This window comes from Vibrio sp. Vb1166 (genome assembly GCF_033338695.1).
In the GTDB taxonomy this organism is placed as follows: Bacteria; Pseudomonadota; Gammaproteobacteria; order Enterobacterales; family Vibrionaceae; genus Vibrio; species Vibrio alginolyticus.
Genome location: NZ_JAWOTE010000008.1, coordinates 127151 through 138690, shown reverse-complemented (window position 1 = coordinate 138690; position 11540 = coordinate 127151). Strand labels below are relative to the sequence as shown.

At 44.2% G+C, this 11540-nt stretch carries 14 protein-coding genes; 7 read left to right on the top strand and 7 right to left on the bottom strand.

Going from position 1 to position 11540, the window contains the following annotated elements; all coding sequences use genetic code 11:
• Window positions 1–56: 56 nt before the first annotated feature.
• From R7E51_RS11025 to R7E51_RS11015, 3 genes are all read right to left on the bottom strand, one after another.
• Entirely contained in the window at window positions 57–911 is an 855-nt protein-coding gene (locus tag R7E51_RS11025; protein WP_005388628.1) for a co-chaperone YbbN, read from the bottom strand.
• A gap of 472 nt (window positions 912–1383) precedes the next feature.
• Window positions 1384–2211, bottom strand: coding sequence for an SDR family oxidoreductase (locus R7E51_RS11020; protein ID WP_017634824.1), 828 nt, complete (start codon window positions 2209–2211; stop codon window positions 1384–1386).
• 44 nt (window positions 2212–2255) lie between these two features.
• Window positions 2256–3170, bottom strand: a complete 915-nt coding sequence (locus R7E51_RS11015; protein ID WP_005382076.1) for a TIGR01777 family oxidoreductase — start codon at window positions 3168–3170, stop codon at window positions 2256–2258.
• Window positions 3171–3425: 255 nt separating this feature from the next.
• Between R7E51_RS11015 and R7E51_RS11010 the strand changes: the two genes are divergently transcribed.
• From R7E51_RS11010 to yfcE, 6 genes are all read left to right on the top strand, one after another.
• A complete protein-coding gene (locus R7E51_RS11010; protein ID WP_017634823.1) occupies window positions 3426–4160 on the top strand; it encodes a DUF1538 domain-containing protein in 735 nt (244 codons plus the stop codon).
• Window positions 4157–4948, top strand: coding sequence for a DUF1538 domain-containing protein (locus R7E51_RS11005; protein ID WP_005382078.1), 792 nt, complete (start codon window positions 4157–4159; stop codon window positions 4946–4948). The genes R7E51_RS11010 and R7E51_RS11005 overlap by 4 nt, the downstream gene beginning before the upstream one ends.
• Window positions 4938–5288, top strand: a complete 351-nt coding sequence (locus tag R7E51_RS11000) for a P-II family nitrogen regulator (RefSeq protein WP_005382084.1) — start codon at window positions 4938–4940, stop codon at window positions 5286–5288. The genes R7E51_RS11005 and R7E51_RS11000 overlap by 11 nt, the downstream gene beginning before the upstream one ends.
• Window positions 5285–5692, top strand: coding sequence for a CBS domain-containing protein (locus tag R7E51_RS10995; RefSeq protein ID WP_005382085.1), 408 nt, complete (start codon window positions 5285–5287; stop codon window positions 5690–5692). Before R7E51_RS11000 ends, R7E51_RS10995 begins: the two co-directional genes overlap by 4 nt.
• A 149-nt stretch (window positions 5693–5841) precedes the next feature.
• Window positions 5842–6051 carry a hypothetical protein gene (locus R7E51_RS10990; RefSeq protein WP_005382086.1) on the top strand — a complete coding sequence of 70 codons (210 nt, stop codon included), beginning with the start codon at window positions 5842–5844 and terminating at the stop codon, window positions 6049–6051.
• Between the two features lie 75 nt (window positions 6052–6126).
• Window positions 6127–6672 carry a phosphodiesterase gene (yfcE, locus tag R7E51_RS10985; protein WP_017634822.1) on the top strand — a complete coding sequence of 182 codons (546 nt, stop codon included), beginning with the start codon at window positions 6127–6129 and terminating at the stop codon, window positions 6670–6672.
• 39 nt (window positions 6673–6711) lie between these two features.
• Here yfcE and R7E51_RS10980 read toward each other — a convergent pair whose 3' ends face one another.
• Genes R7E51_RS10980 through R7E51_RS10965 form a run of 4 tightly spaced genes read right to left on the bottom strand, consistent with a single transcriptional unit; the run spans window position 6712 to window position 9219 of the window.
• The gene (locus tag R7E51_RS10980) at window positions 6712–6990 is read right to left on the bottom strand and encodes a SelT/SelW/SelH family protein (protein ID WP_005382088.1); all 279 of its coding nucleotides are present in this window, start codon (window positions 6988–6990) and stop codon (window positions 6712–6714) included.
• Window positions 6991–7011: 21 nt separating this feature from the next.
• Entirely contained in the window at window positions 7012–7767 is a 756-nt protein-coding gene (locus tag R7E51_RS10975; protein ID WP_053307523.1) for a sulfite exporter TauE/SafE family protein, read from the bottom strand.
• 46 nt (window positions 7768–7813) lie between these two features.
• Window positions 7814–8329 carry a transmembrane regulator ToxS gene (gene toxS / locus R7E51_RS10970; RefSeq protein WP_005382091.1) on the bottom strand — a complete coding sequence of 172 codons (516 nt, stop codon included), beginning with the start codon at window positions 8327–8329 and terminating at the stop codon, window positions 7814–7816.
• An 11-nt stretch (window positions 8330–8340) separates the two neighbouring features.
• The gene (locus R7E51_RS10965; protein WP_017819958.1) at window positions 8341–9219 is read right to left on the bottom strand and encodes a transcriptional regulator; all 879 of its coding nucleotides are present in this window, start codon (window positions 9217–9219) and stop codon (window positions 8341–8343) included.
• Between the two features lie 271 nt (window positions 9220–9490).
• Here R7E51_RS10965 and htpG point away from each other — a divergent pair, with 271 nt between their 5' ends.
• The gene (htpG, locus tag R7E51_RS10960) at window positions 9491–11395 is read left to right on the top strand and encodes a molecular chaperone HtpG (protein ID WP_053303298.1); all 1905 of its coding nucleotides are present in this window, start codon (window positions 9491–9493) and stop codon (window positions 11393–11395) included.
• Window positions 11396–11540 lie beyond the last annotated feature (145 nt).

The window sequence follows — 11540 nt, the reverse complement described above, 5'->3', positions numbered from 1 at the left end:
AAACAAAGGCCGGAAATCCCGGCCTTTGTTGTCTTATTCTTAGAAGAATGCGGCGCTTAGTACAAAATTGAGTAAAGCTGGCGACGATATTTGCTTGCTAATGCGTTACCTTGACCTAGTGCACTGAGAATATCCATAAAAGTCTTCTTCACGTCACCGTCTTGGGCGCCCAAGTCTTTTTTAAGAATATTCCACAGCAGTTCCAACGCTTCTTCATCCCGACCAACTTGGTTGTATTGTACCGCCAATTCACAAGCGAGTTCGAAGTTTGCCATGTCTGCTGCGTATGCTTGTTCTAGTCGCTGTAACTCAGGGCTATCTGCAGCCTGCAAATGCAGCTCGAGCTTGGCTATTAGGCTCTTGTAGTAGTTATCTTGATACTCGAGAGGGATAGCGTTCAGTAGTTCTTGGGCAATATCAAATTGTTTGGTTTCTAGCAAACAATCAGCCATCGCGAGTTTCACATCACCACGCTCTTGCAGCTCTGGCGGCAAAGTGTGGATGATGCTCAAAGCCTGAGCATGCTCACCTTGCTGAAGAAGTTCACTGACTTGTTTTAATAGTTGTTCATCTGGGCTTGGCAAATGCTTTTGTAGCATGGTAGCAATGGCATCAATTGGCTGGGGGCCTCCCAGACCATCGACGGCTTGACCATTTATAAACAGCGCGATAGTTGGCAATACTTGCACGCCAAATTGAGACGCTAAAGCGGGCTGATCTTCACAATTTAGTAGAGCAAGCGTAAATGCACCGTTGTACTGTTGAGCAAGAGATTGCAACTCAGGGAGTATCTGTGCGCTTTCTGGCTGAGCGTTGGCCCAAAAGTGGATCAAAACGGGCGTGTTCATTGAACCTTCAAGCGTTTCGCGAAAGTTCTGTTCTGTTATCTCAACGATAAATGGGGATTGCATCAGAGTATCCTTGCCTTGTGTCTTGTCGTTGATATTAGATATGGAGTTGATTTAGGTGAAATTCAAGCGACATTCACCATCAATAATGAATCATTCTATTTTGAGAAAACGTGAGGTAACAGAGTGAGGTTATTGCTGCTCAGGTGTTAGATAAAAAGAAAACGCTGCCGAAGCAGCGCAATTCTAATGCTATTTGTTAGTGCGGTATCAAAATAGGATGAACATGGTCAACACTACACCCACACTAAGCCAGTTAAGCTGATTTAATGTCATTGTTGCCTCGCAGTAGTATAAACATTGCTACAAAACGTAATGGGTGGCGATACCAAATCTAAGCAACTCAATCACTTTGGGCGAAAGAATCCCCGCTGAATTGCGTAGAAATTGATTCGTTTAGTTGAGGTTTTTTTAACCTACATGTTCATAATGACATCACATTGTTACGATGAAATTACATTTCGACAAAACTTTTTTATGCAGCCTGTCGCAAAATTTTATCAAGTGCACGGGTTGGTAATAGTCTTTTCAAGACTGCGAATAATTTAGTCGGAGTAGTAATTCGATAACGAATTTTCGGTGAAACGCTAGTTAATGCATGAAGAACTGGTGCGATGCAAGACTCTGCAGGTAAAACAAATCGATTATTAGACTTGTCGTTGTTGAGTCGCTCTCTTTGTCCTTCATAAGCATGACGATGGGGGCTAGATTCAATATCAACCCACTTCTCAAAGGCTCGTAATGCATTGTTTCTAAATTGAGTTTCGATCGGCCCTGGTTCTATCAATGCCACTTTGATATTCGTATCCGCAAGCTCTAGCCTGAGCGTATCTGTCCAGCCTTCTAAGGCAAATTTTGATGCATTATAGGCACCACGGTATTTCATTGCGGCAAAACCAAGAACAGAGCTGTTTTGTATGATGCGTCCTTCGCCTTGCTGGCGCATATGAGGAAGCACCTCTCTGACCAACTGGTGCCAACCAAAAAAGTTGGTCTGAAATTGATCTTGAAGAGCCTCGGTGGGTAAGTCTTCCAGTGCTCCGGGCTGACCATAGGCACCATTATTGAACACTGCGTAAAGCTTACCTTCTGCTAACTCTAGCGCTTGCTTCACGCCCGAAGAAATGCTTTCTGGGCTATTTAGGTCTAGATTGATGCAGGTTAGCCCTTCATTAATTAGGCGCTGGACATCTTGTTCTTTCCTACAAGATGCAATGACATTAAATCCCTTGTTTTGTAGGGCGTGAGCGCACACGTAACCGATGCCGGTTGAACAACCCGTAATAAGAATCGACTTTTTCATAATTTAATTTAAGACTCAGAAACCTTGATTAGAGCCATCATTCATCAGCTCCGGTCATGAAGCAAGTGCTTGAGTGCTGGCTCTATTCTGGAGTAGCTAAATTTAAAGCCCAGTTCGGTGAGTTTTTTGGGTTTGGCTCTCATGCTATCAAACAATAAGCAGGAAGATTCTCCCATTAGGAGTTCCATCGCCCATTTAGGCGTGAACAAGATATGCGGACGTTTTAGCGTTTTAGCTAGTGTGCCGCTGAATATACGATTAGTCACAGGATGGGGGGCGCACATATTGAATGCACCGTGGGCATGTGGTGTTTCAAGCAAGTACATGATGGCGCGGACCATATCTAGGATGTGAATCCAAGGCATGTACTGATTACCGTTCCCAAGTGGGCCGCCTACGCCAAGCTTGTAAGGTAATAGCATTTTTGCCAACGCACCACCATTAAGGCCGAGTACCACGCCAGTTCTCAGTAGACAAACCCGTGTTTGTTCCGACTCTGCGCGCTTGGCTATTTGCTCCCACTTTGCACAAACCTCGTGAGGAAAGTCGTCGCTATTAACATGTAAGCACTCATCAAACGGATGGTCTTGTTGATCACCATAGTAGCCAACTGCCGAGCCACTAATAAAAACAGAGGGAGGTTCGGTACTTGCGTGGATCAGCTCAACAATTTGCTCGGTAATTTTCCAACGACTTTTGCAGATTTTTTCTTTTTGCTCGCTGGTCCACCTTTTATCCGCAATAGGCTCACCTGCAAGATTAATGACGGCATCAACGTGATTGAGATCGGCGAACGACTCGAGCGAGTCAAGGTATTCGATATTACCCAGATCAGCATGCTGTAGGCGTTGTTTTGCTCGCTCTGGAGAGCGTGTAAGTAGCATAACCTGGTGAGTTGATAGCAGCTTGAGCAACTCCGAGCCAATAAACCCAGTGCCACCTGTGAGTAATATCTTCATGTTATCTCTTTGAATGTACACGTATTAGAACATTATAGTCGTTTTGTGCTTAGCTTGATCATCTCAACACCATTATTTCTGGGATAGTGACAAGCTGACAGAGAGGCTATTAACTTCACATATTAGAAAATATGTAACTAAATGTTATAGATGGCGCTAGTGCATTCACGGTAGAAGAGTGAAATCTATGCCAGACTAAAAGTTATCGCTCATTGGAACGAGCGTAATCAGTTTGCATAATCAAGGAGGATAGGCATGGAAGCATTTGTTGCGCTTTTTCGAGCGCTCCTCAATAGTGCTCGTGACTTATTACCCATCATCATTGTTATCACTTTTTTTCAATTAGTCGTTTTGCAAGAGCCGCTGCCCAACCTGGTCTCCATTCTTTTTGGCTTGTTGCTTGTCGTTTTAGGATTAACCTTTTTTATCTTTGGCCTAGAACTTGGTCTTTTTCCTATCGGAGAGAGTATGGCTCAAGCCTTTGCAAAAAAAGGCAGCGTATTCTGGTTGTTAGTTTTTGCGTTTTGTCTAGGCTTTGGCACCACGATCGCCGAGCCTGCATTAACGGCCGTAGCAGAAGAAGCATCAGAAGTTGCGGCAGAAGGAGGGATGATCACAAACTCAGAGCAATCCATGCAGGATTATGGACAAGGGCTACGAGTAACGGTGGCACTTTCTGTGGGGATCGCTATCGTTATTGGCGTTCTGCGCATCTTAAAAGGGTGGCCAATTCATTACATGATCATCGGCGGCTACGTCGGCGTTGTAATACTGACGTGGTTTGCACCTGAAGCCATTATTGGCGTTGCTTACGATTCCGGAGGTGTAACCACGTCCACCATAACAGTACCTTTGGTCACTGCACTGGGTGTCGGTTTAGCGTCTTCTATTAAAGGGCGTAACCCTATGGTGGATGGCTTTGGTTTAATCGCTTTTGCCTCGCTGTTACCGATGATGTTTGTGATGGTTTACGGAATGGTCGTAACATGATTTCAATTGATCATTTCCTAGACACTTTGTTATCGACCGTTCGAGACGTCGTTCCCATCGCCAGCATTATTTTTGGTTTTCAGTTAGCGGTGTTAAGGCGTCCTGTTAGCAACCTTAAGAAAGTTTTGCTTGGGTTCGTTTATGTGATTTTCGGGTTAGCTCTTTTTTTACTTGGATTAGAAATGGCGTTGTTTCCACTTGGGGAGACGATGGCTGTGCAATTAACGGCGCCGGAGTTTTTACAAGAGTTCAAAGTATCGGTAGGGAAAGCCTTAATGTGGGTCGACTATTATTGGGTTTACACCTTCGCCTTTTTTATAGGCTTTAGTACCACGATTGCAGAGCCTTCTTTAATCGCTGTAGCGATAAAAGCAAACCAAGTCTCTGGAGGCAGTATCAGTATTAACGGCTTGCGCGTAGCCGTTGCGTTTGGGGTGGCAATTGGTATTGCATTAGGGAGTTACCGGATTGTCGTGGGCGATCCCATTCATTATTACATCATCGCGGGTTACATCGTCGTTGTGATTCAAACGTTTTACGCTCCTAAGCTTATTGTTCCACTCGCCTACGATTCTGGAGGCGTAACAACTTCTACCGTCACTGTCCCACTTGTAACTGCATTAGGGTTAGGGCTTGCTTCGACCGTCCCTGGAAGAAACCCAATGATTGATGGCTTTGGCTTGATCGCGTTTGCCAGTCTATTTCCTATGATCTCTGTGATGGGCTATGCGCAAATAACCCAGTGGCTGAATAAAAACGTCTCGGAGGAAGAAGAAAATGCGCTTTAAATTGATACTTGCGTTTGTGGAAGACAGCAAAACAGACAAGGTGTTGGACGCTGCACGCGATGCTGGTGCGACCGGTGCAACAGTGATTAACAATGCTCGCGGGCAAGGTTTAAATCAAAAGCGAACGTTTTTTGGTTTAACGCTAGAAGTGCAAAAAGATGTGCTGCTGTTTGTGGTCGAGGAACATCTATCTCGACACATATTAGAGACCATTAATGAGGTTGGTGAATTTGACAGAGAGTCGGGACAGGGGATTGCTATTCAGATCGATATTGAAGATGCAGTCGGTGTCGCGCATCAAGTCGAGACATTGACCAAAGTAGTCGAGGATGAATTATGAGTGATCAAACGATAATTAGAGTTCGAGATGTTATGGCGGCAACGTATGTAATGGTTGATGGACTGATGACCGTATACGAAGGCATAACGCTAGCGAAAAAATACCAAGTCAAAGCGCTGGTGGTGAAAAAGCGAGATGATAATGATGAATATGGCATCGTGTTGATGAATGATATCGCCAAAAAGGTGCTGGCGAATAATCGTTCTCCTCAGCGCACAAATATTTATGAAATCATGACCAAGCCCGCTTTGTGTGTCGAACCAGATATGAACGTAAAATATTGTGCCCGTTTGTTTGAGCGATTTGGCATAAGCAGAGCGCCGGTCATTGAAAGTGGCGAGGTCATTGGGATGGTGAGTTATAACAATATTGTCATCAATGGTATGGTGCGAGAAGAAGTATAATCGGTTGATATAAATGAAAAATCAACGAATTTTTTCTCAAGTCAGCGACTGTTACAAAGAACTAAAATATTTAATATATGTTAGGTTGCATATGTGTTAATTCACCATTATTCTTTGCGCCCTAAGCCTAATGTCGAGGAATCTGTATCATGCCTTTAGTCTCTTGCCCCGTGTGTGAGAAACAAATCTCAAAACGCGCTCATGCATGTCCAGGATGCGGAGAGCCCGATCCGCTGCACCATCTAGCCAAATCAAAATTTATGTCGATGGTGTTTTGGATACTGGTGTTGGTTGGAACAGCGTATGCAGCATGGTTCTATGTTTTGCCTATGGTCATTGAATCATTGCGCTATCAGTAGTATTCAAACCGTCGTAGGTTGAGCTGCTAAAAAAATGCCGTAGAATGACCTCATACTTTTTGAGGAGACAATGTCGTGAAACTATTTTTTGCCTCAGACCTGCATGGCTCTTTGCCAGCAACTAAAGAAACCATTGAGCTATTTCTGGCCTCTGGTGCGCACCACCTGATTTTGCTAGGAGATACGCTAAACCATGGGCCGCGAAACCCTATTCCGGAAGGCTACAACCCTCCACAGGTAGCAGACTTATTGAACCAATACAGTGATCAAATTATTTCTGTACGTGGCAACTGTGATAGTGAAGTGGACCAAATGCTATTGAAGTTTCCAATGATGATGGATTACTCATGGGTGCTACTTGAATCTGGCAAGAGAATCTTTTTGACTCATGGTCACTTGTACAACTCTGAAAAACGGCCGCCACTGCGCGAAGGTGATATCATCGCCCACGGGCATACACATGTTCCCGTCGCAGAGATGCAAGATGGAGCCATTATATTCAACCCAGGCTCGATGACATTCCCACGTAATGGCTTACCGAGAAGCTTTGGTACTCTAGAAGACAATAAGCTAACGGTAAAAACGCCAGAAGGCGAAGTATTAGCACAAACCATGATTTAACGGTTTTACTAAGTAAAAAAATAGGGAGCGAATTGCTCCCTATTTTGTGTCTGAATGTCCTAAATCGCGTTCTGGGTCGATAATGTCTCTAACGCGCTGTTTTAGCACCTTGGCTTCAGGAAAGCCGCTGTCTTTTTTCCGTTCCCAAATTTGCTGGCCATTACAGAAAATTTCGAAGCGACCACCTGTGTCTGGGTGTAAGCTGATTGTTTCTATTTCTTCACTAAAAGTATGCAGTAATTCTTGCGATAGCCAAGTTGAACGCAACATCCAGTTGCACTGGCGGCAGTAATAAATATCAATGATTGCTTTATCCATGAAACTTTCCTTTTAATCTTTTTAAACCAGCAACTTGATGCCCACCGCAAACGTGAGAATTTCGAATGCAACTTTAATCACTCTGTTACTGTATCGAGTCGCGGCCCATGCGCCTAAACTGCCGCCTAGAAAAGAGCTTAACAATAAAACAGGTAACCAAGCCCAGTGAATAGGCGCCCCTGCCTGTACGACGGCAATGCCTCCAATGCCATTCCAAAACAGGCCGACACAAATCATGGTGTAAGCAACGGCTTGTTTGTAGTCGTAACCAAACCAGCGCACCAAAAATAGTGTCACGAGCAAACCAGAACCTGCGGTAAGAGATCCGTTAATGATGCCGATGAACAGCAAGCCAATTCCACCAATAACCCAACCAATAGGATGACGGTTGCGTATTACTTCAGCTTGGCCTAGCGATGTCTTAAATCGCGAGTAGATACCCAGCGCTAGGATCATCGTGCCGAGCATCTTTTCCGCGATACCATCAGGGATCTGTACAATTAAGTTAGCCCCTAAAATCACGCCAATACTGCCGGACAAGATAAGGTAGAGCGCGACTTTCCATTTAATAGTGCCTGATCTTAAATGCGTGCTTGCTGCGCCTAAGCCTAAAGCGACCGAAGCCACTTTATGTGTGCCTAGCGCAACGGAGAACGGTAAGCCGAGAAAGATGAGTAAAGGGAATTGAAGCAAGCCTGCTCCGCCACCGGAAAGTGAAGCCAGCGTGTTGGCGATTAGTGAACCGAAAAAGAGAGTAGTGGTATCTAGCCAATCCATAAGCAAAACAAAGGGGGCGTCTTGCCCCCTTATCATCCAATCAAAATTAGTTTTTAAACAGTACCGAAGAACCGTGGTTCAAGCTAGTGAGCAATAGTGTTTTTTCGTTCACGACGTCAATACGACGACTTTGCTCCGCATCTAGCTTAAAAATTTGAGTAATCAAACGTAGCTGTGCTTCGGAAAAGTCTTTTGATTGAGAAGATGAAATATCTTTAAACTCCGAAGGCGAGACCAACAAATAGTTGTCACTTACTTCCCAGCGGCCTTTTTCCGAGATATTTATCGTTGATTCTGCGGTTGAACCTTGAGCAAATAGTTTTATATTTGCTACGCGAATATAGTCACCATTAGGGAGATATTTCACGTTTGATTCAACATTAACTCGGCGTAGTGGGCCGACAGTATCGTCAGGCAAGCTGTCTGTAATGACTGTCACCATGGTCGACTGCCATTCGTTTGCTGTGAGGAGCTGCTCCACTTTTAGGTCACTTCCCCAATACAACCAACTGCTGAAAAGAACGGATACGGCCAAAACCGCAGATGCTAATTTAATCTTCATATTGGCCTCCTTTATTTGCAGATGTCTGTTGGATCGTTTTGACCTGCGAAAATACGCAGTGTTACGTTCTCGTAAGAGTGGTTACTGTCATGAATATAGTTCAGAATCAGCTGGTTATTTTGTCCACCAGTGGCAATCACTTCCACTGGCAACGAGTCTTCTGCATGGTGCTTCACGTAGCGCTCAATGCATTGCTCTATTGAAGGCAACCAGTTGTTGATTTGAGGGTGATTTACAGGTGTCATCACTGGTACATTTTGATACTCACCAATCTGACGGAATTGGGATTCCGCAGGGTTCGTGAATAACAATACGCAAACAGGAAGCAGCAGAGACAAAAAGATAATGACACGCGGTAGCCAGTTAATCGTGTTAGATGCTGGCTTCGGCTGAGTTTTAGTCGGCTCTACTTGAGGCTCAAGATCAGCAGTAGTATCGGTCACTATCTCTGTTGGTGGTGTATCGCTCGCTTCTAACTCCACTGCTGGCGCTTCGTGTTCAGAAGCGGTTTCTTCAACGTCAGTGTTAGAGTCAGTAGAAAATGGGCTCAAGCGTTCCACTGAACAAATGAGTTGGTAGCCACGTTTAGGTACCGTTTTAACAAACTCTGGAGATTTTGTTGAATCCTTCAACATCTTACGCAGAGTAGAAATCGCTTGAGTCAGGCTTGAGTCATCCACCTCAAAACCTTGCTCACGCCAAACAAACTCGTGAAGCTCGTTACGGGTTAAAACTTCGTTTGGTCTCTCTGCCAACATCAGAAGTATACGGCTTTCGTTGCTTCCTAATCGTACAACGTCGTTGCCGTTTTGTTGGTCAGCGAGCGAATTACTATTTGGATCAAAGGTGAACCTTTGAGCAAGTAGAAATTTGGTGCCAATGTTAGTCATTTAGTTCTTCTTAGATGGATGATGTTGTAATTATGGTGATTTATGTCACAAAATTACCGGGGCGCTTGGAGTGCGCACGACATTTTAGATGCTTTTAGACGGGTAGGATAATTAAAATTTTCTAAAAAAACACCGTTTTTAGCAATATTGACCTTGAATTTACATTTGTCAGCCACATGTTAAATGACATCTCGGTAAGGTGATTTCAAGGGGAAAGTCACAAACTTGTCCCTATGAAAAAGCCAATTAGTTTAGATGTTATGGAGCACACATGAGCGAAACCGTATCTCAAAATAAAGAAACTCGTGGTTTTCAATCAGAAGTAAAACAACTACTGCATTTAATGATCCATTCTCTTTATTCAAATAAAGAGATCTTTTTGCGCGAGCTGATCTCTAACGCATCAGATGCATCAGACAAACTGCGCTTTCAGGCGTTATCTAACCCAGATCTATACGAAGGTAATGCAGACCTTTGCGTGAAACTGTCGTTTGATGAAAGCGCAAATACCTTAACCATTTCTGATAACGGTATCGGTATGAGCCGTGATGATGTGATTGAGCACTTAGGAACAATCGCAAAATCTGGAACAGCCGAGTTTTTCTCAAAGCTATCTGAAGAGCAGAGCAAAGACTCTCAGCTTATTGGTCAGTTTGGTGTTGGTTTCTACTCGGCATTTATCGTTGCTGACGCCGTTACCGTGCGCACTCGCGCTGCGGGTCTAGCCGCTGATGAAGCGGTACAATGGCACTCAGCGGGTGAAGGTGAGTACACCATCGAAAACATTACCAAAGAGTCACGTGGTACCGACATCATTCTTCATATGCGTGAAGAGGGTAAAGAGTTTTTGAATGAGTGGCGTCTACGTGACGTTATCAGTAAGTACTCTGATCACATCGGCATTCCTGTTTCAATCCAAACTGTCGTTCGTGATGACGAAGGCAAGGAAACAGATGAGAAAAAGTGGGAGCAAATCAACAAAGCCCAAGCACTGTGGACGCGTAACAAATCTGATATTTCAGAAGAAGAGTATCAAGAGTTCTACAAGCACGTATCACATGACTTTGCCGATCCATTGGTCTGGAGTCATAACCGTGTAGAAGGTAAAAACGACTACACGAGCTTACTATACATCCCATCGAAAGCACCTTGGGATATGATGAACCGCGACCACAAATCAGGCTTGAAACTGTACGTACAGCGCGTATTCATTATGGACGATGCAGAGCAATTTATGCCGTCATACTTACGCTTCGTACGTGGTTTAATAGACTCAAACGATTTACCGCTAAACGTATCGCGTGAGATCTTACAAGACAATAAAGTGACTCAGTCTCTACGTAATGCTTGTACTAAGCGCGTGCTAACGATGCTCGAGCGTATGGCCAAGAATGACGAAGAGAAATACCAATCATTCTGGAAAGAGTTTGGTCTTGTGATGAAAGAGGGCCCTGCGGAGGACTTTGCAAACAAAGAGAAAGTCGCAGGTTTATTGCGCTTTGCTTCAACTGAAGTGGATTCTTCTGAGCAAACTGTGGGCTTGGCGTCTTACGTTGAGCGCATGAAAGAAGGTCAAGATAAGATCTACTACTTGACGGCAGACAGCTATGCAGCTGCGAAAAACAGCCCTCACTTAGAACAGTTCAAAGCGAAAGGCATTGAAGTTATCTTGATGTACGACCGCATTGATGAGTGGCTGATGAACTACTTAACTGAGTTTGATGGTAAACAGTTCCAGTCAATCACTAAAGCTGGGCTTGATCTAAGTCAGTTTGAAGATGAAGCAGAAAAAGAGAAGCAAAAAGAAACCGAAGAAGAGTTTAAGTCGGTTGTAGAGCGCACGAAGTCTTACCTAGGCGATCGTGTGAAAGAAGTTCGTACCACCTTCAAACTCGCATCTACGCCTGCTGTTGTGGTAACGGACGATTACGAAATGGGTACTCAAATGGCGAAGCTTCTTGCGGCAGCTGGTCAAGCTGTGCCGGAAGTGAAATACATCTTTGAGCTAAACCCTGAGCACAAATTGGTTAAGCGTATGGCTGACGAAGCCGATGAAGAAGCGTTTGGTCGCTGGGTTGAAGTTCTGCTTGGTCAGGCAATGCTAGCGGAGCGAGGCTCTATTGAGGATCCAACAGAGTTCTTAGGAGCCGTTAATCAACTTTTGACTAAGGTGTAATAACCTCTGCAAATCAAAAAGCTCGCATTTCGCGAGCTTTTTGTTTGTTGTCGCAAAATTTTGCATCTCAAGTGCTGAGTTAATAATCAATAGGGCGTGAAAGAGGGTACTGTTAACATTCTTTAGTCTTAATACACTCTTTGCT